Source organism: Lysinibacillus sp. LK3 (genome assembly GCF_001043675.1).
In the GTDB taxonomy this organism is placed as follows: domain Bacteria; phylum Bacillota; class Bacilli; order Bacillales_A; family Planococcaceae; genus Lysinibacillus; species Lysinibacillus capsici.
In genome coordinates, this window is sequence record NZ_LDUJ01000034.1 from 45,132 (window position 1) to 69,520 (window position 24,389).

General features: G+C 38.4%; 25 protein-coding genes and 1 pseudogene. 20 read left to right on the forward strand and 6 right to left on the reverse strand.

The features are described 5' to 3' along the window. Window positions 1–11 precede the first annotated feature (11 nt). The 4 genes from VK91_RS20485 (at window position 12) to VK91_RS20500 (ending at window position 3,046) form a co-directional block, all read left to right on the forward strand. Window positions 12–947, forward strand: a complete 936-nt coding sequence (locus tag VK91_RS20485; protein ID WP_048395511.1) for a branched-chain amino acid ABC transporter permease — start codon at window positions 12–14, stop codon at window positions 945–947. Further along, on the forward strand, window positions 947–1,726 hold the full coding sequence (locus tag VK91_RS20490; RefSeq protein ID WP_048395513.1) for an ABC transporter ATP-binding protein: 780 nt from the start codon (window positions 947–949) through the stop codon (window positions 1,724–1,726). The genes VK91_RS20485 and VK91_RS20490 overlap by 1 nt, the downstream gene beginning before the upstream one ends. Next, window positions 1,726–2,433, forward strand: coding sequence for an ABC transporter ATP-binding protein (locus VK91_RS20495; protein ID WP_048395515.1), 708 nt, complete (start codon window positions 1,726–1,728; stop codon window positions 2,431–2,433). Before VK91_RS20490 ends, VK91_RS20495 begins: the two co-directional genes overlap by 1 nt. 115 nt (window positions 2,434–2,548) lie before the next feature. Beyond that, complete coding sequence (locus tag VK91_RS20500; RefSeq protein WP_048395517.1) at window positions 2,549–3,046, forward strand: cupin domain-containing protein; 498 nt, start codon at window positions 2,549–2,551, stop codon at window positions 3,044–3,046. A 41-nt stretch (window positions 3,047–3,087) separates the two neighbouring features. On the opposite strand, the gene VK91_RS20505 is transcribed toward VK91_RS20500, so the two are convergent. Further along, window positions 3,088–3,807, reverse strand: coding sequence for a hypothetical protein (locus VK91_RS20505; protein WP_048395520.1), 720 nt, complete (start codon window positions 3,805–3,807; stop codon window positions 3,088–3,090). A 27-nt stretch (window positions 3,808–3,834) separates the two neighbouring features. After that, window positions 3,835–4,536, reverse strand: a complete 702-nt coding sequence (gene rluF, locus VK91_RS20510; RefSeq protein WP_048395521.1) for a 23S rRNA pseudouridine(2604) synthase RluF — start codon at window positions 4,534–4,536, stop codon at window positions 3,835–3,837. 241 nt (window positions 4,537–4,777) lie between these two features. On the opposite strand from rluF, the gene adh reads away from it, so the two are divergent. The 5 genes from adh (at window position 4,778) to VK91_RS20535 (ending at window position 10,105) form a co-directional block, all read left to right on the forward strand. After that, window positions 4,778–6,298, forward strand: coding sequence for an aldehyde dehydrogenase (adh, locus tag VK91_RS20515; protein ID WP_004233561.1), 1,521 nt, complete (start codon window positions 4,778–4,780; stop codon window positions 6,296–6,298). 21 nt (window positions 6,299–6,319) lie between these two features. After that, complete coding sequence (locus VK91_RS20520) at window positions 6,320–6,679, forward strand: DUF779 domain-containing protein (protein ID WP_048395522.1); 360 nt, start codon at window positions 6,320–6,322, stop codon at window positions 6,677–6,679. A gap of 437 nt (window positions 6,680–7,116) precedes the next feature. After that, window positions 7,117–8,085, forward strand: coding sequence for a DUF4003 family protein (locus tag VK91_RS20525; protein WP_048395523.1), 969 nt, complete (start codon window positions 7,117–7,119; stop codon window positions 8,083–8,085). 43 nt (window positions 8,086–8,128) lie between these two features. After that, window positions 8,129–9,556, forward strand: coding sequence for an aldehyde dehydrogenase family protein (locus VK91_RS20530; protein WP_048395524.1), 1,428 nt, complete (start codon window positions 8,129–8,131; stop codon window positions 9,554–9,556). A 69-nt stretch (window positions 9,557–9,625) separates the two neighbouring features. Then, window positions 9,626–10,105: an acyl-CoA thioesterase gene (locus VK91_RS20535; protein WP_004233566.1), complete on the forward strand. Its 480-nt coding sequence runs from the start codon at window positions 9,626–9,628 to the stop codon at window positions 10,103–10,105. A 37-nt stretch (window positions 10,106–10,142) separates the two neighbouring features. Here VK91_RS20535 and VK91_RS23370 read toward each other — a convergent pair whose 3' ends face one another. Next, the gene (locus VK91_RS23370; RefSeq protein ID WP_231595752.1) at window positions 10,143–10,925 is read right to left on the reverse strand and encodes a methyl-accepting chemotaxis protein; all 783 of its coding nucleotides are present in this window, start codon (window positions 10,923–10,925) and stop codon (window positions 10,143–10,145) included. Then, window positions 10,908–11,468: pseudogene (locus tag VK91_RS23375) on the reverse strand (protoglobin domain-containing protein); the annotation flags it as partial. The pseudogene VK91_RS23375 and the gene VK91_RS23370, both read right to left, overlap by 18 nt. 269 nt (window positions 11,469–11,737) lie before the next feature. On the opposite strand from VK91_RS23375, the gene VK91_RS20545 reads away from it, so the two are divergent. Continuing rightward, window positions 11,738–11,947, forward strand: a complete 210-nt coding sequence (locus VK91_RS20545; RefSeq protein ID WP_048395528.1) for a hypothetical protein — start codon at window positions 11,738–11,740, stop codon at window positions 11,945–11,947. 44 nt (window positions 11,948–11,991) lie between these two features. Here the strand turns inward: VK91_RS20545 and corA are convergent, their stop codons facing one another. Together corA and VK91_RS20555 are read right to left on the reverse strand one after the other, a co-directional pair. After that, window positions 11,992–12,954 (reverse strand): magnesium/cobalt transporter CorA, encoded by a 963-nt coding sequence (gene corA / locus VK91_RS20550; RefSeq protein ID WP_048395530.1) that lies wholly within the window; start codon window positions 12,952–12,954, stop codon window positions 11,992–11,994. Between the two features lie 33 nt (window positions 12,955–12,987). After that, the gene (locus VK91_RS20555) at window positions 12,988–13,671 is read right to left on the reverse strand and encodes a class I SAM-dependent methyltransferase (RefSeq protein WP_048395532.1); all 684 of its coding nucleotides are present in this window, start codon (window positions 13,669–13,671) and stop codon (window positions 12,988–12,990) included. 126 nt (window positions 13,672–13,797) lie between these two features. Here VK91_RS20555 and VK91_RS20560 point away from each other — a divergent pair, with 126 nt between their 5' ends. From VK91_RS20560 to ispF, 10 genes are all read left to right on the forward strand, one after another. Then, entirely contained in the window at window positions 13,798–14,103 is a 306-nt protein-coding gene (locus VK91_RS20560; protein WP_048395538.1) for a DUF4870 domain-containing protein, read from the forward strand. Window positions 14,104–14,370: 267 nt separating this feature from the next. Then, window positions 14,371–14,841: a CtsR family transcriptional regulator gene (locus tag VK91_RS20565; protein WP_004233573.1), complete on the forward strand. Its 471-nt coding sequence runs from the start codon at window positions 14,371–14,373 to the stop codon at window positions 14,839–14,841. Window positions 14,842–14,854: 13 nt separating this feature from the next. Then, the gene (locus VK91_RS20570) at window positions 14,855–15,397 is read left to right on the forward strand and encodes a UvrB/UvrC motif-containing protein (protein ID WP_004233574.1); all 543 of its coding nucleotides are present in this window, start codon (window positions 14,855–14,857) and stop codon (window positions 15,395–15,397) included. Further along, window positions 15,394–16,503 carry a protein arginine kinase gene (locus VK91_RS20575; RefSeq protein ID WP_048395539.1) on the forward strand — a complete coding sequence of 370 codons (1,110 nt, stop codon included), beginning with the start codon at window positions 15,394–15,396 and terminating at the stop codon, window positions 16,501–16,503. Before VK91_RS20570 ends, VK91_RS20575 begins: the two co-directional genes overlap by 4 nt. Further along, complete coding sequence (locus VK91_RS20580; RefSeq protein ID WP_048395540.1) at window positions 16,493–18,937, forward strand: ATP-dependent Clp protease ATP-binding subunit; 2,445 nt, start codon at window positions 16,493–16,495, stop codon at window positions 18,935–18,937. The genes VK91_RS20575 and VK91_RS20580 overlap by 11 nt, the downstream gene beginning before the upstream one ends. Before the next feature lie 91 nt (window positions 18,938–19,028). After that, window positions 19,029–20,405, forward strand: coding sequence for a DNA repair protein RadA (gene radA, locus VK91_RS20585; protein ID WP_004233577.1), 1,377 nt, complete (start codon window positions 19,029–19,031; stop codon window positions 20,403–20,405). A gap of 282 nt (window positions 20,406–20,687) precedes the next feature. After that, window positions 20,688–21,773: a PIN/TRAM domain-containing protein gene (locus tag VK91_RS20590; protein WP_004233578.1), complete on the forward strand. Its 1,086-nt coding sequence runs from the start codon at window positions 20,688–20,690 to the stop codon at window positions 21,771–21,773. Between the two features lie 11 nt (window positions 21,774–21,784). Then, window positions 21,785–22,480, forward strand: a complete 696-nt coding sequence (ispD, locus tag VK91_RS20595) for a 2-C-methyl-D-erythritol 4-phosphate cytidylyltransferase (RefSeq protein ID WP_048395541.1) — start codon at window positions 21,785–21,787, stop codon at window positions 22,478–22,480. Window positions 22,481–22,794: 314 nt separating this feature from the next. Further along, on the forward strand, window positions 22,795–23,736 hold the full coding sequence (gene epsC, locus VK91_RS20600) for a serine O-acetyltransferase EpsC (protein WP_004233580.1): 942 nt from the start codon (window positions 22,795–22,797) through the stop codon (window positions 23,734–23,736). A gap of 141 nt (window positions 23,737–23,877) precedes the next feature. Continuing rightward, complete coding sequence (gene ispF / locus VK91_RS20605; RefSeq protein WP_048395542.1) at window positions 23,878–24,354, forward strand: 2-C-methyl-D-erythritol 2,4-cyclodiphosphate synthase; 477 nt, start codon at window positions 23,878–23,880, stop codon at window positions 24,352–24,354. Window positions 24,355–24,389 lie beyond the last annotated feature (35 nt).

The following is a 24,389-nucleotide window of genomic DNA, read 5'->3' on the forward strand; positions in this document are numbered from 1 at the left end:
TGAGCGGTTTTATGAAAAAGTCTAAAGTTTTCTGGGGCTATGCCGTAATAGCGCTAGTCATCTATGCAGTTGTACAATTGTTGATTACAACAGAAGTAATTGATTTGTACTATAAAAATATGTTGATCACAATGTGTATTAACATCATGTTGGCTGTCAGCTTGCATATTGTTATTGGTGTTACTGGACAGTTTTCAATTGGGCATGCTGGGTTCCTTGCAGTTGGAGCATATGTATCCGCTATTATTACAACAAAGTTAATGTTACCATTCCCATTGGCCATCTTATTAGGGGCTGCTGCAGCAGCAGTTGCTGGTTTAATCGTAGGGATTCCAACGCTTCGTTTAAAAGGGGATTACTTAGCGATTGCTACACTTGGATTTGCAGAGATCATTCGTATTATCTTTTTAAATACGGATTATGTTGGTGGCGCAGCAGGGATGCAGGTTAAATATTTATCGAACTGGACATACGCATTCTTTGGCGTAGTGTTAACGATTCTAGTTATCTCAAACTTTACAAATTCTCGTCATGGGCGTGCGTGTATTTCCATTCGAGAAGATGAAATAGCAGCAGATGCGATGGGTATTAACACAACTTACTATAAAGTTGTTGCATTTGCGATTGGGTCTTTCTTCGCGGGTCTAGCAGGAGCCATTTTTGCACATAACTTTTACATTATTCAACCGACAACATTCGGTTTCTTAAAATCATTTGATATTTTAATTTACGTTGTACTTGGTGGTTTAGGAAGTCTTTCTGGTTCAGTGATTGCTGCGATTTTCCTAACAGTCGTGTCTACTTATCTAGCAAACTTCCCAGAAACGCGTATGATTATTTACAGTTTAGTATTAATTATCGTGATGCTTTATCGTCCAACAGGCTTAATGGGAACGAAAGAGATAACACAATTATTTAAGTTTGGTAAAAAGGGAGGTACGAAATAATGACTGGAAACCTTCTTATCAATGTTGAAAATATGGGTATTCAATTCGGTGGTTTAAAGGCAGTACAGGGTGTTAATATGTACCTTAACCAAGGCGAGTTGGTAGGACTTATTGGGCCAAACGGAGCTGGGAAAACAACTAGCTTTAATATGTTAACAGGGGTATATACACCTACGGAAGGTACAATTACTTTTAATGGTCTGAAATTGAATGGACTTGCACCCTATCAGGTTACACAGAAAGGGATCAGCCGTACGTTCCAAAATATTCGATTATTTAAAGAGCTATCTGTTCTTGACAACGTAAAGGTAGCCAATCATTCACTTGCAAAGCATTCTATGTGGGCTTCTATTTTTCGTTTACCTACGCATTTCAAAGGTGAGGCCGAAATGGAGCAACAGTCCATTGAGTTCTTAAAAATCTTTGGCTTAGATGTCTATAAAGATGAGCTAGCTAAGAATTTGCCATACGGGATGCAACGTCGTTTAGAGATTGCTCGTGCGTTAGCAGCAAATCCCAAACTGCTTCTATTGGATGAACCAGCAGCAGGGATGAACCCACAAGAAACTCATGATTTAATGGAGCTAATTGCATTTATTCGTAAAGAGTTCGGTTTAACAATATTGCTGATTGAGCATGATATGAGCTTAGTTATGGGTATTTGTGAGCGCATTTACGTACTTGATCACGGACAATTAATCGCTGACGGGACACCAGAAGAAATTCGCAACAATCCAAAGGTAATAGAAGCATACCTTGGAGAGGAGGTTATCGGCTAATGCTAAAAGTACAAAATATCGATGTTTTTTATGGCAACATCCAAGCATTAAAGGGCCTCTCTTTAGAAGTAAACGAGGGTGAAATTGTAACGTTAATCGGTGCAAATGGTGCTGGAAAAAGTACGCTCTTAAAGACATTGTCAGGTTTATTAAAGCCAAAAGGTGGCATTATTGAATACGAAGGCTTTTCGATAGCTGGGAAAGCGGCACAGACTATTGTTAAATCAGGGATTTCTCACGTTCCAGAAGGACGCCGTGTTTTTGCCAATATGTCAGTTGAGGAAAACTTAGAGCTTGGTGCGTATCTGCGTAATGATAAAGCAGGTATTAAGAAAGATATGGATCATGTTTTCGAGTTATTTCCACGATTATTAGAGCGCCGAAAACAGCAGTCAGGTACATTGTCTGGTGGGGAACAGCAGATGCTGGCGATGGGGCGCGCCTTAATGGCAAAACCAAAACTGTTATTAATGGATGAACCTTCGATGGGTCTTGCACCGTTGATGGTGAAAAATATCTTCAATATTATTGAGCAGGTTAATAAAGAAGGAACAACCGTATTACTTGTAGAGCAAAATGCTAATATGGCATTATCTGTCGCTAACCGTGCATATGTACTTGAAACAGGGCGTATTGTTTTATCTGGTTCAGCAAAAGAGCTACAAGAGAGCGAGCAAGTAAAGGCAGCTTATTTAGGCGGGTTATAAAAATGGTAGGACATCTCATGTTGAGATGTCCTTTTTGGCTTGTATGTTGAAAGAAAATCAGAGGTAGCATTTCCACTTTACTTTTTGGTAAGGTTGAAAAAAGGAGTGATGCTTTTTGAAGTATTCAGCACAATATTTTATTGAACATTTAAAGTTAGCCGAACATCCTGAAGGAGGCTATTACATTTCATCGTTTCGTGCATCGGACGATATAGCAGTGAGAGATGTACAGAGACCGATTTATACTAGTATATATTTCCTTCTGCGCTCACAGGATATTTCACATTTACATCGTCTACAATCGGACGAGCTATGGTATTATCACGCAGGAAGCCCACTAACAGTTCATATGATTTTCCCAGATGGGACATATGAAGCGAAGAAGCTTGGCTTGAATATAGAAGCGGGGGAAGTCCCTCAGCTTGCAGTACCAAAGCATACAATTTTCGGCTCGTCGGTGGAGGAATCTGAGACGTTTAGTTTAGTCGGATGTATGGTGGCGCCAGGCTTTGACTTTGAGGACTTTGAATTGTTCACACAGGAAGAGCTTTTAGCAGAATATCCTCAGCACAAGGAAGTTATTTATAAAATGGCCTACAAAATAATTGAATAGAAAAACAGCCGTCTCAATTATTTTGAGACGGCATGATTCGTTCACCACAGTATTTCTTCAGGATAATTAAGTTGAATTTGAATATCATGTAATGCTTGTTTCGTTGCCATAGCTGCTTCCATCAGGTGGGATTTTAATGCTACATATTCATGGTCCTCTACCATTAATCGCACAGCAAATGCAGCTAAATGTGCCTGACGTTCCTCTTTACTTAATTCAATATACTCTAGATTTAGAATATCCACGTACTGAGTTGCAAAACGGAAAGTTAAGGGGTTTTTAGCATGTAACATTCTTAAAAACACAACATAATCTTCGTCACTTACCTCCTGCTCTAAACATTCAGCAATAACCGCTTGAAATTTACGTATAATAGCTATCTCATGATTCCATATAGAAGTATTGTTTAATTTTTGGTGCAGTTCAATAAAATCATTTAATGCGATTGCACTAAAGATAATTTCTGGCCAAAGAATTTCTGTTGAAAAATAGACATTCTTATTTGGAAAGATGAGTTCATGTTGTGTTAGAACACTCTTATTAAGTCCATTACTAACAAACTCTAGGTGATGCTCACCAAGCATAGCATGTCTTAGTTTATAGCAAACGCTTAAAATACGTAGTCGAGGACCCTGATAATCATAGTATTTATTTTCGTCACCAGTTACTTTATAAATAGCATTAATTAGTTCATCTAAATCCCAATAATCCGCGCTAATTCGTACCCCTGTTAGTTGTTCTGTGCTTTGAATGGATATCATAGTCCTCGTCCCTCCCTTTGGATGTATCTATTTTGGTGTGTAATTAAGTAGTTTGAATAGTTCTGTTCGTTCCTTCTCCGTTAAATCACGCCATTGCCCTACCTTTAAATTACCAAGCTTAATATTCATAATACGAATGCGTTGTAGACGCTTAACGGAATACCCTAGTGCTGAGCACATTCGACGAATTTGGCGGTTTAAGCCTTGCTCTAAAATGATTTTAAATACTTTATCTGAAATCTTTTCCACATGGCATGGTAAGGTTGTTGTATCTAAAATATCGACACCTGCACCCATTTTTTGGATGAATTGTGCAGTTATAGGCTTATCAACTTGAACAATGTATTCTTTTTCATGATGATTTTCAGCACGTAGAATTTTATTGACGATATCTCCATCATTCGTTAATAATAATAGCCCCTCTGATTCCTTATCAAGACGCCCGATATGAAAAATACGTAGAGGATGATTGACAAAATCAACAACATTGCCTTTTATATGACGCTCTGTCGTACTTGTAATGCCGACAGGTTTATTTAGAGCAATATAAACAAGCTGTTGTTCTTTCTTTACCTCTTTTCCATCAACGCAAACAATGTCTCCTGTTTCAACTTGACTACCAACCGTTGCCAGTTCTCCGTTAATTGTTACCTTTCCTTCTGCTATCCATTTATCAGCACCACGACGAGATATGATGCCTGTTTCACTTAAATATTTATTAATACGCATATTGTTCTCCTATATTTTATATTATTTTTAAGTATACCTTAACGTCGCACATACAGTGAATGCTAGAAGCTTTTCTAGCAAAAATAAATTAGTTGGAAAAGTTTTTGAAAAAGTTGAAATTATTTTATGTTTCTGACAATATATTAGGTGAGAGGGTTTCTATGAAAATATTGTTATTCCGATATAAAATAACGTTTTTTGTAGATAGTTCTCATTAAATTGTGTAAAGGGGAGAAGTAAAATGGTTTATGCATTTCCAAACACTGAAGGATCGGTAGTTCAATTCAAAGAGAAATATGATAATTATATCGGTGGCGAATGGACACCCCCAGTGAAGGGTCAGTACTTTGATAACGTTACTCCTGTTACTGGACAAGTTTTTACACAAATAGCACGTTCCACAGCTGAGGATATTGAACATGCATTAGATGCGGCACATGCTGCTAAGGATGCATGGGGCAAAACATCACCAACAGAACGCGCAAACATTTTACTTAAAATTGCGGACCGTATCGAGCAAAATTTAGAAAAGCTAGCCGTTGCTGAAACATGGGATAACGGTAAAGCGGTACGCGAAACATTAAATGCAGACATCCCTCTTGCAATTGATCATTTTCGTTATTTTGCTGGGGTATTACGTGCTCAAGAGGGCTCAGTAAGCCAAATAGATAACGATACAGTTGCTTATCATTTCCACGAGCCAATTGGCGTAGTTGGCCAAATTATACCTTGGAACTTCCCGTTATTAATGGCTGTATGGAAGCTTGCGCCAGCACTTGCAGCTGGAAACTGTGTCGTATTAAAACCTGCAGAACAAACACCAGCATCTATTATGGTGCTTTTAGAATTAATAGAAGATTTACTACCACCAGGTGTCATTAATGTTGTGAATGGATTTGGCTTAGAAGCAGGGAAACCGCTTGCATCAAATCCACGCATTGGTAAGATTGCCTTTACAGGTGAGACAACAACAGGGCGTTTAATTATGCAATACGCTTCTCAAAATCTTATTCCAGTAACATTAGAACTGGGTGGTAAGTCGCCAAACATTTTCTTTGAAGATATTATGGATAAAGATGATGCCTTTTTAGATAAAGCTGTTGAAGGCTTTGTGCTATTCGCTCTAAATCAAGGGGAAGTATGTACTTGTCCTTCCCGTGCACTGATTCAGGAATCAATTTACGATAAATTTATGGAGCGCGTATTACAGCGAGTAGAAGCCATTAAAGTTGGCAACCCACTTGATCCAAACACAATGATGGGTGCACAGGCATCTAGTGAACAAATGGAAAAAATTCTTTCTTATTTAGATATTGGTAAGCAAGAAGGTGCAGAATGTCTAATTGGAGGAGACAAAAATAATGTAGGTGAAGGCTTCGAAAATGGCTACTACATTAAACCAACTGTTTTCAAAGGACATAATAAAATGCGTATATTCCAAGAAGAAATTTTTGGACCAGTAGTTGCTGTCACGACATTTAAAACGAAAGAGGAAGCATTGGAAATTGCGAATGATACATTATATGGTTTAGGATCAGGTGTTTGGACGAGAGATATAAATACGGCATATCGCTTCGGTCGTGAAATTCAAGCTGGTCGTGTTTGGACAAACTGTTACCACGCATATCCTGCACATGCTGCATTCGGTGGCTACAAAATGTCGGGTGTTGGTCGTGAAAATCATAAAATGATGTTAGCGCATTACCAACAAACGAAAAACTTATTAGTTAGCTATAGCGAAAACAAACTTGGTTTCTTCTAATTCGTAGGGAGGTGCATGAGCGTGGTTGAACGTGTATTAGCTACGGAAGAAGCGCTAGCACTAATCGATCTATTAAAAGAGAAACATGGGCCCGTTATGTTTCATCAATCAGGCGGATGCTGTGATGGCTCCTCACCAATGTGTTATCCAGAAGGGGATTTGCTAATAGGAGATCAGGATGTGTGCCTTGGTGTAGTGGGTGGTGCCCCTTTCTATATGCACAAAAATCAATATGATTACTGGAAGCATACACAAATCATATTGGATGTGGTGGACGGCAGAGGCGGCATGTTTTCACTCGAGGGCGTAGAAGGAAAACGTTTCCTAACAAGGTCAAGAGCCTTCAACTCTGAAGAACTGCAAGAGCTAGGGTTAATTTAACAAGTTATCTGTACAGCGGCAAAGTTTTTCTGCCGCTGTTTTTTTATCTGGAAGTAGAAAAGTTATTGTATGGAAAGGGAGGCTTTAGGACACATGACTCTTTTCTTATAGGAATGATGAATATTGATTTTGGTCGTTCAAGTGTTTTGATATTAATTTTTATGGAAAAGAGTATGTAAAGCGATATTATTGGATGAATTTTTTAGGAAAAGGAATAGATTTAATCGATCCTTTAAGGTCATGGTAAATAATAGTTTCTTTGTGGTTTTTGCTAACATCGGCCATACCTCCTTCATAGGTTGTTAATATTTTCTATTAAATCAAATAAAGTAAGTAACATACATTAAATTATGTTTACTTTTTATGTTAATTGTTACAAAGAGGGTGAATCTTTCTCACATTATGTTACGTAAAACGGGTAAAGGAGTGTGATAAATATGGATTATGTGATGATTGAAAATGAATTTGCCAATACAGTAGAGGAGGTATCAAAGGCTGCAGGCTGGACGGTGGACCGTAAAATTGTGTTAGCTATTGCTAGTACATTTGTAGCCTCAGGAAAAACTTTTGATGCAACGAAGTATAAAAATGTTTTACAAGAGATGAAGAAGCAATCTTCATGGCTGTCTCCTTTACGGACAACCGTTGGATATAGTATTGCTGCCAACCTCATGGAGCAAGATGATGCAGAAAAGGCAGTGAAGAATTTACTTACAAATGTGAGCATCTTAAAGGAAGCGAAATTCAGAAGCGGCAATTTTAGCTATATTGGAGCACAATTCTTGACGGAGGATGAACAGGATAAAAAGACGCATGCACAGGTGGCAAGAGCCTTATTTGATGCTATACGTAAACATCATCCATTTTTAACCTCATATGAGGACATTCCTTATGCCATATTATTAAGCAGTCCATCTGATGATGTTGAATTGCGCGCGGATACCATGAATCGATACTATAAAGAACTAAGAACATATAATTTTAATGCTGGCAATGAGCTCCAATGGCTTTCACAGGTATTAACATTTTTATCACCCAAATTTGATGGTCAGCTAGTACCCGATGTTGTAACCCTTCGTGATGGGCTCAAAAAGCAAAACGTTAAAGTCAAGGCTATGCATTATCCTTTACTTGGCTTTTTAGCCATACTTAACCTGGATAAAGCACAACTTCAAGGGTTGATTGATTTATACCATGAATTAAAAGACATGAAGTTATTAAAATGGCATCGTGAATTTGTGCTCTTTATGGCTGTACAATTTGCTATTTATGATATGGCAAAGGTACAAAAGTCTTTGTCCATGACCATTATGTCTTCTATTGAGCTATTAATCCAAGCACAGCAAGCAGCAATGATTGCAGCGGTTAGTGCAGCTGCCATTGCGTCTAGTTCAAGTTCTTCGTGATAGAATAAAGAAGAACATGATTATTTGGAGGTGCATTTGAAGGATGAAGGATACAAAACTTTGGATTAATGGTCAGTGGCATGATGCAGAGGAAAGCTATGAGCTAGCTTCTCCATATAGCGGTGAGGTTATTGCTCATGTAGCTAAAGCATCTATTCAAGATGTAGAGAAAGCTATCGAAGGTGCGCAGCAGGCATTCCAATCGTTTAAAAAGACAACAGCCTACGAACGTGCCGAAATATTATATAAAGTCGTTGATATAATGCGACAAAGAAAAGAAGAACTTGCAGAGATTTTAGCCTTAGAGGCTGGAAAACCTATTGTTGCAGGTTTAGCTGAAATTGACCGTACAATCGCAACCTATCACTTTGCAGCTGAAGGAGCTAAACAGGCAAAAGGTGAGACGGTTCCAATGGATGCAGCCCCTGGAGCAGGAGATCGAATAGGCTGGACAAAAAGAGAACCTTTAGGTGTAATATCAGCCATTACGCCATTTAATTTTCCGTTCAATTTAGTGGCACACAAGTTAGGCCCAGCGTTTGCAGTGGGCAATACAGTTGTATTAAAGCCAGCAACACAAACGCCACTAAGTGCTATCGTTATGGCAGAAATTTTCCGAGATGCAGGATTACCCGATGGGGCATTACAAATTGTGACAGGAAGTGGGGGTGAGCTTAGTGATACGCTTGTCACACATCCATATGTCAAAAAAGTAACCTTTACAGGTAGTGGTAAGGTTGGTTTGAAGATTAAAGAAAAAGTAGGCTTACGTAAAGTAACTTTAGAGCTGGGTTCTAATGCTGCAGTAATTGTCGAACCATCTACGCCAATAAATAAAATTATCAGTCGTTGTGTAAGCGGTGCTTTTAACTTTGCTGGACAAGTATGCATTTCGTTACAACGTATATATGTGCATTCCTCCATTATTGATGAATTTACTAAAGCATTTGTTGCAGAAACAGAAAAGCTTATAGTAGGAGATCCATTAGAGAAGACAACAGATGTTAGTGCCATGATAAATCCAAATGAAGTGGAACGTATTAGGGAATGGATTGAGGAGGCACAAGAACAGGGGGCTATGATTGCAACTGGAGGCGTATTTACTGAACGTACTTTAACGCCAACAGTTATGACGAATGTGTCAGCTGATATGAAAATTGTTTGTCAGGAAACATTCGCACCAATCGTCTCAATTGTTTCATATGAAACATTAGACGACGCAATTCGACTTGTAAATGAGTCGGACCTTGGCCTAAATGCAGGTATTTACACGAATATATTGTCAGATGCTTTATATGCAGCAGATGAATTACAGGCTGGTGCTGTCATTATTAATGATATTCCGACATTCCGAGTAGATAACATGCCATATGGTGGAGTAAAGATGAGTGGTTATGGACGTGAAGGAATTAAGTGGGCTATAGAAGAAATGACTGATATGAAATTTATTTCGATTAAAAAATCGTTCTAAATTTGCATCAGCTCTTTTTCTGCGATACGATGACGAAAGAACAACATGAGAAGGGAAGTTGCAAGAATTATGCCAAACAACGCTGTACCCATGAGCCAATCACGTACGGTTCAATCGCGTCTCGTATTACCCCCAGACACAAATAATCACAATTCTATTTTCGGTGGAAGAGTGTTAGCTTATATTGATGAAATTGCTGCTATTACAGCAATGAAACATGCGAAAGGCCTTGTAGTGACAGCTTCTATTGACTCGGTTGATTTTTTATCCGCTGCACATGTAGGAGATATTCTTGAAATCGAGAGTATTGTTTCGTCTACAGGACGTTCTTCAATGGAGGTTTATGTTCGCGTTGTTTCTCGCAATATTGAGACTGGCGAGGAAAAATTAACGACAGAATCATTTGTCACGATGGTTGCAGTAAATGAGGAAGGGAAACCCGTACCAGTTCCCTCAATCTATCCTGAAACAGATGAAGAGAAGCGTTTATTTGAAACTGGGCCAGCAAGACGAGAGCACCGTAAACAAAAACGTGCATTGCCGCATTAAGGAAAAAGGGAACTCCAAATGAGTTCCCTTTTTTATTTTACATATTTAGTTCATTGACAACATTAATGAGCGAGTCGGAAGAAGAAGAGACTAGTGTAGCACCTTGCGATAATTCAGTGATTAAATTAGATATAGCTGAAATATCTCTAGATGTATTTACGTATTGCTGCTGAATGCCAGAAACTGCATCAGCAATATCATTAAATGACTTGGATAAACTTTCTTGTGTATTGACACTATGTTGAATTTTTTGATCAACATTAGTAACTGAATTAGCCATAGTCGTAATATTACTTTCTGTTTCCTTAATAAGGTGAGAAACATTTTGGACGGCATTTTTTGTTTCCTCCGCAAGTTTACGAACTTCCTCAGCCACTACTGCAAAACCTTTCCCATGTTCTCCAGCTCGTGCAGCCTCAATAGAAGCATTTAATGCTAATAAATTGGTTTGATCAGCAATGCCTGTAACTAGCCCAACGATTTCAGAAATTTTTTGAGAAGAGGTACGTAGTTGGTTCATCGTTACCTCAAGACCATTGACACTTTGCAAAATAACTTGGATTAAATCATTTTGTTCTTTCAATTGCTGTTGGCCTCGTCTTGATTTTTCTTGTGTATCTGCTACGAAGTTCAATCCTTGCTTGGTTGCTACAGCAATATCATCTGTTTGTGAGGAAATCACTAATAATGATGCGGCTGTTTCTTCACTAATGGCATTAAGCTCTTCTGCAGTACTTTGGATCGTCGTTACAAGGGAATTTTTTGTTGCATCTGCTGCTGAGCGAATACGTTCTTCCTCTTTTTCATATGCCTCAATCACGAGTTGTTGCTCAAAATTAATGATTTTACAAAAAGCGTTTATAGCACGAATAGCATCTGTTTTAGAAATATCCACCTCGTTCACAAAGTTTGCAAAAGTAGTAGTGAGTGACTGGAATGAGGCAATATACCACTTTGACTGCAAGCCAATTCGAACGTGAGCCTCAGCAATGGCTTTTCGTTCAGCAATGTAGGCATCATTAATATGACTTTCAAAAATGTCACTTAAATGTTTATGTAACGTGATTTTCAAACGATCAATATGTGATGTTCTATTAATAATATCAAGTAAATCTTGGCTCAAACTAATGGCTGCATAAAATTTCTCCACCATTTCAGGAATTAAGTCTTTAGCTAAAGGCTGTAGCTGCTTAATGATAGCTAAATCCTCAAGTGTTAAATTTAAAAGTTGTAATTGTTTTTGAAGATTGGGGTGGTTCAATACATCTAACTGTACACCGCTCTTAAAATTTTCAGGTGTTAATATAATTGCGTAGCTAGAACTACTATTTTTTGAAAACCAACTCATTATTATTTGCTCCATTCTTAATATCCATAATAAATTGTAAGTAAATAAGCACTTTTGAAATTTGTTAGGTTTGTATATTTAATAAATAAATGGGATTAAATCTATTTTACTATTATTTGCTGAATATTTGGTTAAAAAATTGGATATTTCTTTATTTTTTTACTTTATTGTTAGTCCAAATAGTGAAGCGATGTAAATTTGAATTTAAAATAGGAAACCTGTAAAATACGAACTGTTTAGCAATCTAAAAATCGTACGAAAATAAAAATGGAAGGAGGGGTGGTATGGAGAAAAAACGTTTTAAATTTGTTATTCCTGTGATGGTGATTGTTGCCATTGGTTCTGTTTATATGCTACGAAACTATCACGCTGAGGTACCAGATGTTGAGCAATTATTAATTACCATATGTGCAGCTTTGGGATCAGGGGTATTAGCCTACTTTTTATTTCCACAGCAGGGTGATAATAAGATTGATGACAGAGGACCGTATTAATAGATTAAAAAAACTGCTCGTTTTAATGAAAACGAGCAGTCTTTTTATGGTTTAAACAGTTTAAACCAGCCTTTATGTTTAAAGACAGCCAACATAAAGATAACGATAATTATCATAATCCCAAGTACAATAAAATAGCTGTATTGCCCATGTAGCTCAGGCATGTTATCGAAATTCATCCCATACACACCAGCAATGAAGGTAAGTGGTATAAAGATAGTTGATACAATTGTTAAAGTCATCATAATGCCATTCATTCTGCTAGAACTCATAGCCATATAACTATCCCGCATGTCTGCTGTAAGCTCTCGATTAGATTCAACCATCTCTGTTAGCTTAAGTAGATGGTCGTAGATATCTCCAAAATAAGCTCTCTCCGATTTTTTTAGTGAGAAACGGTAAGAATTGAGAATGCGATATAAAAGATCACGCATTGGTAAAATAGTACGTCTTAAGTCAAGCAAGTCACTACGGAACTCGAAGACAATTTTCATGGCATTTACATTACTTTGGTATGTAAGTTCACCTTCTAAAGCATTTAAATGATCTTCAATTTTGTAAACGAGTGGAAAATAACTGTCAACAATTTTATCGATAGTTTGATACGTTAGGTATACAGTACCTCGCTCCCAATTCTTCGGTTGGTTTTCCAGCATCTTTTGCACCTTCTCTATCTCAGGGACAGGATTTTTATGGAAGGTTATGATGAATTTATTGGAGGCAAAAATATTAACCTCCTCCGCAGCTAACGTCTCTTCGTTTACCCGATGAATGACAAAGAAATGAAAATCATCATAAAAATCGAGCTTAGGACGCTGCAACCTCATTAAGCAATCTTCAATAGCGAGAGGGTGAAAGTGGAAAAATGTATCCAACAATGATTCCTCCTCGGCTGTAGGACAATTAAAATCAACCCAATACCATTCAAATTCTTGCTGATGTATCTCTTCTAATGGAAAATCCTTTAACAATTGTTGTTGCTTTGTAATGCCAATGGTGCTTATCACGGTTTTCACCTCAAATTATTTACTACAAAATAGTTAGCGCTCCTCTTTAAAGCATACCCAACCACCGAACAAAGTAGTGGCAAAAAATCTAGAAGGTTTAGTAAAACCCGCACTTTGTAAAAGTATTAAAATTTCTTCTTCACTCATAAAAGAAAGGGAACGAATGGATTTTTCCATCTCTGCTACATCGGATAAAGAAAGTCTAGTATGCTGTAGCCAATAAGAACGCCATAAATCAAATTGTAGTTCTGTTTCTAAAGAGCCTAGCTGACCATATTTTGAAACAAGGACAAATGGTGCTCCAGGTTTCAAATGTCTTGCTATTTCTGTTATTGTTTCGAGCTTTTCTTTATAATCATGAATAAAATGCAAGACGAGAACACAACTTGCCGCATCATACTGAGTAGAGGGCAGCGAAGCATCAAGTATTGTAGCCTGATGGAATGACATATCATTAGGAAGAGTGAGTAAACGCTCTTTAGCTATAGTAAGCATGGATTCTGATGGATCAATGCCAGTGAATGACCAGTGAGGTCTTCCTTCTGCAAACTGTATAATTTCATTGCCACTTCCTGCTCCCACGACTAGCATGTTAGCATTTTCTGATAGCCTAGAATGATAAAAAGTTTGTATTAAACGTAGCATGGCATCATAACTAGGCAATGTACGGCGAATACCCTTTTCATATTCATTTGCTAATGTGTTGTTAAATTCCAACGCTCCTCACAGCCTTTCAAAAAAATTTTAAAAAAATCTTTCTTAATGTGAAACTATTGCGGGTATAGTTCCGTAAATAGTAGTACATAAAACATAGAATAAAGTTCAAAGAAAGGGTTGATATATATGGAGACTAAATGGTCTAAAGTAATCATACACGCAAGTGCATTTTTTGCGCCATGGTTAGTGCCCATTATTTTCTTTTTAATTAGTTCGGATGAGGAAGTAAAGGCAATTTCTATTCAAGCACTGCTATTCCAAATTGTCATGGGTGTTTTAATTGCTATCTCTGTTGGTTTAAGCTTTGTCCTTATTGGCTTACCATTTTTAATCATTTTCGGCATTATGGTATTTGTGGTACCGATCATCGGTATCGTAAAAGCATTGTCTGATGAACCTTGGCGTTATCCAATTGTTGGTCGCTGGGTATAATTTTCATAGACGCAAGTATATGCTAGTTGCATATGCTTGCGTTTTTTCTATGACGAATAAGGGTACATTAGGTGTATAAGGAAATTATTAAACCGTAAACAAATGATCGAAAAAGGGCTCTTTTCGGCTCTTAAAAAGCCTTTTTCAAGACTTTCCACTTTTCTATGGGCGAAATCATTGCAATTTTTTTCAAGCGTTTTGTATAATATACTCAAAGAAAGTCAAAGATAGTCAAAGTCAGTGAAGCAAGCGAGGTGTATTCCTAAAATGCGTAATATATCAGACATCATAGAGGGTTACTTAAAGCAAGTACTTGAATTAGGTGGAGAAGGGCATATTGAAATTAAACGTAGTGAAATCGCTGATAAATTTCAATGTGTACCATCACAAATAAATTATGTTATTAATACAAGATTTACTGCCGAGCGGGGTTACCTTGTTGAGAGCAAACGTGGTGGTGGTGGATACATTCGAATTTTACGTGTCCGCGCGAATTCACAGATTGATTTAATCGACGATGTTCTCAGGCAAATTGAAGGTGGGGCATCACAAACAATGGCAGAAGATTTGGTTTATCGACTCATTGATGAGCAGGTAATTTCCAAGCGAGAAGCGAAATTAATGTTAGCAGCAATTGATCGCTCCACGATCGACTTGCATCTCCCATTAAGAGATGTCATTCGATCAAAAATATTGCGAGCAATGCTGACAACAATAAAATATGAACAACAAAAATAGTGAGGTGATGGAAATGATATGCGAACATTGTAAACAACGTAATGCGACAGTTACAGTAACACAAGTTCAAAGTGGGCAAAAAGTAGAGCATCATTATTGTGACGTCTGCGCCTCACAATTCCATCCATTTCATGCAGAGTTTAAACAAGAGCCAGTATCTATTCAACAGTTATTGTCTAACTGGTTTGGCTCTCCTACATGGCAAAAGGTGGGGGAAAAACAACAGGTACAACCACAACAGCAAACATGCCCACAATGTGGATTTTCGTATAAGCAATTTTTAAAAGAAGGAAAATTCGGGTGCCCAAGCTGTTATGACACATTTGGAGATCATTTGCCAAAGCTTTTTAATCGTATTCAGGCAGGTCCACAACACATTGGAAAAATGCCTGGTGCTCGCAGTAATGTGTATGTTATTAAAAAGCAAATAGAAGATATCCGCAAGCGTATGAAATCCGCCGTAGATGAGGAACAGTTTGAAGAAGCGGCGAAGCTACGTGATGAAGTTAAAGAGCTAGAGAAGCATCTACAATTTGAAGGTGGTGATGTGACATGATGATTGAATCATTTTTAGAGCGTGCGACACCAACTTGGATGCATATCAAAGATGATTACTCAGATATCGTCATTAGTACACGGATCCGCCTTGCACGAAATTTAGATGGCTATCGTTTTCCATTAGCGTTTTCAGAAAATGAGGCACTGCAAGTGGAACAGGCCGTTACACATGCTGTCAGCGATAGCCCAACTCTTCAAAATGATTATGCTTATTTTGCTATAAAGGATTTAACCCCTTTACAGCGTCAAATTCTTGTAGAAAAGCATTTGATTAGCCCGCAACTGGCTAAAAAAGAGCAAGTGGGCTCTATACTACTCTCTGAAGACGAATCCGTTAGCATTATGGTGAATGAAGAGGATCATTTACGCATTCAATGTATGACAGCAAGTTTTCAACTTCAAAGTGCTTATGAACAAGCAAATAAGATTGATCGTATCCTAGAGAAAGTATTACCGTATGCTTTTCGAGATACTTTTGGTTATTTAACAAGCTGTCCAACGAATATTGGTACGGGTCTACGAGCATCCGTCATGATGCATTTACCCGCTCTTACATTAACTGGGCAAATGAATCAAATTATAAATGCCATGACACGCTTAGGAATGACTGTAAGAGGTATATATGGTGAAGGAAGCGAAAATTTAGGGAATGTTTATCAAGTGTCTAACCAAATTACACTTGGGAAGACAGAGGAAGATATTTTAGCAGATATACAAAGTGTCGCTGAAAAGATTATTCAAAAAGAGCGGCATGCAAGAGGTAAATTAATGGAAAAGGCAGAGCTTGCGCTAGAAGATCGCGTATATCGAGCTTTAGGTACCCTTACACATGCAAGAATTTTAACAAGTGAGGAAGCTGCTACTTGCCTATCTAATGTTCGTTTAGGAGTAGATTTACAATTGATTGATGGTATACAAACAACGACCTTAAATGAATGTGTTGTTAGTATGCAACCAGGTTTTTTACAGCACTATGCAGGTGAGGCATTACCACCTGCTGAGCGGGATCGTGTACGAGCGGAGATGCTTCGTGAGACATTATCTCAAGAACATGCGAATAAGCCTATAAATGGGGAAAAAGGAGAGGATTTATATGATGTTTAATCGTTTTACACAACGCGCGCAAAAAGTATTACAGCTTGCTCAGGAAGAGGCTATTCGTTGGAAGCACGAATCTATCGGTACAGAGCATATTCTATTAGGGCTTATACGTGAAGGCGGCGGTATTGCTGCGAAAGCGTTAGAAGCCATTGATATTAGTCCTCAAATGATTGAAGCTGGCATTGAAGAATTAGTTGGTAAGGGCAAAGAAGATGTCGGTCCAATCGTACATTATACACCAAGAGCTAAAAAAGTAATTGAATTATCTGTTGATGAGTCACGTAAACTAGGTCACTCCTATATCGGTACAGAGCATCTATTATTGGCGCTTATACGTGAGGGTGAGGGCGTGGCAGCTCGCGTTTTAAACAATGCGGGAGTCGGTTTAAATAAAGCTCGCCAGCAAGTATTATTGCTATTAGGTAATAATGATAATGCACAATCTGGCCAACAAGCAGCTCAAGCTGCCAATACACCAACATTAGATAGTCTAGCACGTGATTTAACACAAATTGCACGTGAAGGTACTTTAGACCCTGTTATTGGCCGAAGCAAGGAAATTACACGAGTTATTGAAGTTTTATCGCGTCGTACGAAAAATAACCCTGTATTGATTGGTGAGCCAGGTGTTGGTAAAACAGCGATTGCTGAAGGATTGGCACAGCAAATTATTAATAACGAAGTGCCAGAAATCCTTCGTGACAAACGTGTAATGACACTAGATATGGGGACAGTTGTTGCAGGTACAAAATATCGTGGAGAATTTGAAGATCGTTTGAAAAAAGTGATGGATGAAATTCGCCAAGCAGGCAACATCATTTTATTTATTGACGAATTGCATACATTAATTGGTGCGGGTGGTGCTGAAGGTGCGATTGATGCATCAAATATCTTAAAACCATCTTTAGCACGTGGGGAGCTTCAATGTATTGGTGCCACAACACTTGATGAGTACCGCAAGTACATTGAAAAGGATGCGGCCTTAGAGCGTCGTTTCCAACCAATCCAAGTGGATGAGCCGACAGTGGAAGAGGCTATTCTAATTATTCAAGGCTTACGCGATCGTTATGAAGCGCATCACCGTGTGAAAATTACAGATGAAGCCATTGAAGCAGCGGCAAAAATGAGTGATAGATATATTTCTGATCGATTCTTACCAGATAAAGCGATTGACTTAATCGATGAAGCAGGTTCTAAAGTACGCTTACGCTCATTCGCAGTACCACCAAACTTAAAGGCGCTTGAGGATAAGCTTGAAAATGTTCGTTCTGAAAAAAATGCAGCCGTATCAGGTCAAGAATTTGAAAAGGCAGCAGCGCTAAGAGATACAGAGCAAAAGCTGAAGGATGAAATTGAAGCTACTCGAAAAAATTGGAAAGAAGAGCAAGGTAAAGCCGAATCTAAAGTGACTGTGGATGATGTAGCAGCAGTTGTATCAATGTGGACAGGAATCCCAGTAGCTAAAATTGCTTCTGAAGAATCTTCGAAGTTATTACAGCTTGAAGAAGAGTTACACAAACGTGTAGTAGGGCAAGGAGAAGCAGTAGAAGCGATTTCTCGTGCAATACGTCGTGCAAGAGCTGGCTTAAAAGATCCAAAACGACCAATTGGCTCATTTATCTTCTTAGGACCTACAGGCGTTGGTAAAACAGAGCTTGCAAGAGCACTTGCTGAGGTAATGTTTGGCGATGAGGATGCGATGATTCGTGTTGACATGTCCGAGTACATGGAGAAACATTCGACTTCTCGTTTAGTAGGTTCACCTCCGGGCTATGTAGGCTTCGATGATGGTGGCCAACTGACAGAGAAAGTTCGCCGTAAGCCATATTCAGTCGTTTTATTAGATGAAATTGAAAAGGCACACCCTGATGTATTCAATATTCTATTGCAAGTGCTTGAAGATGGTCGTTTAACAGACTCTAAGGGACGTGTAGTAGACTTCCGCAATACAGTGGTCATTATGACGTCAAACGTTGGTGCAGATGCATTAAAATACCAAAAGAACCTTGGTTTCAATGTAGGTGGTGCAGAGTCTAAGCATAAAGACATGAAGGGTACGATGTTAGAAGAATTGAAAAAAGCATTCCGTCCAGAATTCTTAAACCGTATCGATGAAATGATTGTCTTCCACGCATTAGAAAAAGAGCACTTAAAAGAAATCATTGCGATGATGGGCAATGCTTTAACAAAACGCTTGCAAGAGCAAGACATTTCGTTAGAGCTGACTGATGCAGCACTTGAAAAAATTGCTGAAGAAGGCTATGACCCTCAATATGGTGCTCGTCCACTACGTCGTGCATTACAAAAACAAGTAGAGGATCGATTATCAGAAGAATTACTAAAGGGTAATGTAGAAAAGGGTAATCAGGTTGTCATTGATTACGTAAACGATGAGTTTGTTGTAAAGAAAAAAGAGGGAGTTTCCATCTCTAAATAATTTCAAGAAAAGACAGTAAGGCTTTAAGTGCCAAGCTGTCTTTTTTTCTGTACAATTAAGGATAAGAACAAATATTCGAGGTGAAAGCAATTTGGCAAAGAAAAAAACGAAATTTGTATGTTCAGGCTGTGGCTATGAATCTGCTAAATGGATGGGAAGATGCCCTGGGTGTGGTGAATGGAATAAAATGGTGGAAGAAGTAGAAATGGTTGCAAAAGGCCCACGTGGAGCATTTCAACATTCTGCTACAGTTACTCAAAAGGCAATCCCGATTATCCAAGTGGAAGCTACTGAAGAATCGCGCGTAGCAACAGAAATGGGCGAACTCAACCGTGTATTAGGCGGGGGCATTGTACCTGGTTCTCTAGTATTAATTGGGGGCGATCCTGGAATAGGGAAATCAACATTACTATTACAGGTTTCCGCATTACTCTCGAATAAAGGGCATCGCGTACTTTATATTTCCGGAGAGGAATCCATTCGTCAAACGAAATTACGAGCAGAGCGTTTAGGAGTGATTTCTCAAGAGCTTTACATATACTCCGAAACAAACCTAGAGTTTTTAAACCAAACCATTGATGAAGTACAACCTAAATTTGTCATTGTCGATTCCATACAAACGGTTTTTCATCCAGAAGTAACAAGCGCCCCAGGTAGTGTCTCACAGGTTCGTGAATGTACAGCTGAGCTGATGCGAATCGCTAAAACAAAAGGCATTGCTATTTTTCTAGTAGGGCATGTCACAAAAGAGGGACAAATTGCAGGGCCACGTATTTTAGAGCATATGGTGGATACTGTACTGTACTTTGAAGGGGAGAGACATCATAATCATCGTATTTTACGAAGCCAAAAAAACCGCTTCGGATCTACAAATGAAATTGCTATATTTGAAATGCTTCAAGGTGGGTTAAAGGAAGTTCTAAACCCTTCTGAGTTATTTTTACAGGAGCGTTCACAAGGTGCGGCAGGGTCAACTATTGTAGCCTCAATGGAGGGGACAAGGCCAATCCTTGTTGAAATTCAATCCTTAGTTACACCTACAAGCTTTAACTATCCTAAACGTATGGCTACAGGTGTAGATCAAAACCGAGTACAATTGCTAATGGCTGTACTAGAAAAGCGTATGGGTCTCATGCTACAAGCTCAGGATGCATATATTAAAGTTGCTGGTGGTGTCAAGCTGGATGAGCCAGCAATAGATTTAGCGGTGTTGACAAGCATTGTATCTAGTTTTAAGGATCAGGCAGTGCGTGCAACGGATTGCTTTATTGGTGAGGTCGGACTGACAGGTGAGGTCCGTCGGGTATCACGTATAGAACAGCGAGTCATTGAAGCGGCGAAGCTTGGATTTAAAAGAGCTTTCATTCCTTCTTCGAATATTGGTGGTTGGGAATTTCCGCAGGGAATTGAAATTGTTGGTGTAGAAACGATAAAAGATGCACTAAATGCATGCTTTAGAGAGTTATAAAGGAGGTTGTGCATGTTGGATATTATTCTGACATGCATTTTCCTTCATTTTTGATGCTAATATCGGAAACTCAAATAAAAGAATAATCGTCCTAAATAATAGCTGATGAATGAATAAAGGATTTCATCTAGTACGAACAAAATAGAAGTTTGTAAAATTTTGTCTAACTATCTTATCCTTGTTTCACAACATCAAAAATAATGAGATTTTGACTGAGCTCATGAAAGATTTTCTACCGTAAACTATGTATAATCTTAACTAACAATTAGGAGGTGACAGCTTGTGAAAAAATTTGTTCAAATTGCGTTTTTACTGATTGGAGGAGCATTGGGCCTTGTTTTCTTACCGCCATTATACGAATTGCTTCATTTATCATCTAATCCTTGGCTAGATAATCCTTATGTATCAGTAGCTCTAGGCGCACTTTTACTGTTTACACTATCTTTTGCATTTTCCGATTACTTTGTAAGGCTCATTAGCTGGATGGAAGAAGTTCTGTTTAAGGTTCCTATCGGAGATTTATTATTTGGTACGTTTGGTTTAATAATTGGGTTGATTGTCGCTTACTTTTTAGGCTTTGCCATTGATAGTGTACCATTCCCTGTTATTTCGGAAGTACTTCCAATTATCCTGTCATTTGTATTAGGGTATTTAGGGTTCCGTCTAGGTTTTAGAAAAAGAGATGAGCTCATACAGCTTTTTACATTACGTAGTACCAATACGAAGAAAAAAGCTGCTGAAGGTGCTGAAGCTCAAGAGGTTCGTGGAAGCTACAAACTGCTAGATACAAGTGTAATTATTGATGGTCGTATTGCTGATATTTCTGAAACAGGCTTCATTGAGGGTATATTAGTTGTACCTCAATTTGTGCTCACAGAGCTTCAGCATATAGCTGATTCATCTGATACCTTAAAGCGCACAAGAGGTCGGCGTGGTTTAGATATTTTAAAAAAATTACAAGATGAGCGTAAGACAAAAGTTGAAATTACGGACGAGGATTTTGAAGATGTACAAGAGGTAGATTTAAAGCTTGTCCGTCTTGCAAAAAAAATGGGCAATGATACATGCATCGTTACCAATGATTTTAACCTGAATAAAGTCTGTGAGCTCCATCATGTAAAAGTGTTAAATATCAATGATTTAGCGAATGCAGTGAAACCTGTAGTTATACCAGGTGAAGATATGCAGGTTGTGGTTATAAAGGATGGCAAAGAGCATAACCAAGGAGTTGCCTATTTAGATGATGGTACGATGATTGTGGTTGAAGGTGGTCGTAGTTATATCGGACAGGCAATTACAGTTACAGTTACTAGTGTGCTGCAAACATCAGCAGGTCGTATGATATTTGCTAAGCCGAAGGACGATTAGGATGTGGGGAAATGCAATATGAAGTGGTTCTACCTGCTGCCGGAAGTGGGAAGCGTATGGGTGCAGGGCAAAATAAATTATTTTTAAAGCTTTTAGAGAAACCTATTCTGGTACACACGCTAGAAGTGTTTCAACAAGATCCCGCTTGCACAGGTATTTGGCTCGCTGTAAAACCAGAAGAGCGTGGATTTATTCAAAAAATGCTAGAGGACTATAGGATTACCAAAGTGAAGGGTTTACCTGATGGGGGTGCTGAGCGACAGCATTCGGTTCATTCTTGCATGAAAGAGATGCAACAGGTAGATATTGTGCTTGTCCATGACGCAGCACGCCCGTTTATTACGCATGATATCATTGCAAAGCTTGTACAGAACGCGCATCATCATGGTGCAGCAATTGCAGGGGTTCGTGCGAAAGATACGATGAAAAAAGTATCAATGAATGGCATTATAGAGGAAACGGTTGATCGAGAAAGCCTTTGGATGGTGCAAACTCCACAAGCATTCCGTTTTGAATTAATTATGGAAGCGGAGGACGTAGCTGAAAAAGTAGGTTTTCTTGGGACAGATGAGGCAATGCTAATGGAGCGTCTCGGACATCAGGTACACATCGTAGAAAGTAGTTATGAAAATGTAAAAATGACAACACAAGAAGACTTAGTATTTGGTGAGGCAATCTTGCGTAAGCGTGGATCATTCAATCATTAAGAAATATTATTTATAGAGGCTATTCATTCGTAGTTTGTTAAGGATGGATAGTCTTTTTTATTTGTTTTGTTTGGGAAAAATTATATGGTCAGAATGCCTTATTGCTTCGTAATCTGTTCATCCATATATGTATGATAATAATGACATAACTGCTAGTCGAATTAGAAACGAAGGCGTAGAAGAGAATAAAAAGTTGGAATGCTCCAATAAAGTGGATTTTATCCATATGTGATTGTTTTATGTGTAAAATGAAATAGTGGATATATGATTAATAAGGTAATAGAATAGATGAAAAGATGTGAGGGGTGTTTATTGTGTCATTAAATGATTGGTTGAATCAAAAGGTTCCAGAAATTACAGGTTCATTAACTAGTATAAATAAACAGTACATCGACGTTGACAACTCAATAGGCTTTGATGGACGAGATCGGGTTATAAAAATAATAGATAATTTCCATGAGGTGCTGTTTCCTGGCATTTATATGACAAGACCTATTGATGAAACAAGGGTGAACGTAGTTTGCAGTAATAAGCTGCGTGAAACAGCATTAGATTTGCGGGATATTATCGAAAAAGTATTATTTTATAATATGGAGGATAGTGATCCTGCCAATTGCGAGAAGTATTGCCGTGAACAAGCAGACAAAATTGTTATGAATTTGATTAATCGATTTCCTGCCATTCGCCAAGTGCTACAAACAGATATTCAAGCGGCATATAATGGTGACCCAGCAGCTCTTTCCACAGAGGAAATTTTGCTAAGCTATCCATCTATTGTAGCTGTTTATATTCACCGCATCGCACATGAGTTATACGAAATGGGTGTACAAATTGTGCCTCGAATTATGTCAGAATATGCGCACCGATTAACGGGTATCGATATTCATCCAGGGGCTACAATAGGAGAATCATTCTTTATTGACCACGGAACAGGTGTCGTTATCGGTGAAACTTGTACTATCGGTAAGAATGTAAAAATTTATCAAGGTGTAACATTAGGTGCACTAAGCTTCCCATTGGATGAAAATGGTAATCCAATTAAGGGCATTAAACGTCATCCGAATATTGCCGACAATGTTGTCATTTATGCTGGTGCTACTATCTTAGGGGGCGAGACGACGATTGGGCACGATTCCGTTTTAGGAAGTAATATTTGGCTAACACACTCTGTTCCCCCTTATTCACGTGTTTATAATTCACAGCCATCTCCGAATATTAGCAACAGTCAAATGAAAAATATAGAGTATCATATTTAAAGAATGTGGGGCAGTCTAGAGAGTGTAGCTTTCTAAACTGCCCATTACTGCTATAGGAGGATAATTATTAAAGCGCTTTTCAAACAACCTAGGGCAAATTTTGATATGATAATGATAAATATTAATTAAAGGAAGATGAATATGTTTCGAATTGGACAAGGTTTTGACGTACATGCATTTGAAGAAGGTCGTCCATTAATTATTGGTGGCATTACCATTCCGCATGAAAAAGGACTAGTAGGACATTCAGATGCGGATGTTCTCTTACACACTGTCACAGATGCGGCTCTAGGAGCAATTGGAGAAGGGGATATTGGCCGTCATTTTCCAGATACAGACCCTGCATTTAAGGACGCGGACTCAGCAAAATTATTAGAGTACATTTGGAAGATCGTTGAGGATAAGGGTTATTCTCTAGGTAATGTCGATTGTACCATTATGGCACAGCGTCCTAAAATGGCCCCCTATATTGGACAGATGCAACAACGTATCGCTGAATTATTACATGCAGAGCCTTCACAGGTAAATGTTAAAGCAACTACAACTGAACGATTAGGTTTTACAGGTCGCGAGGAAGGTATTGCGACAATGGCAACAATTCTATTGATCAAGAAATAAATGTGGATGAACCCCGCTTTTATTTCCTGTAACAG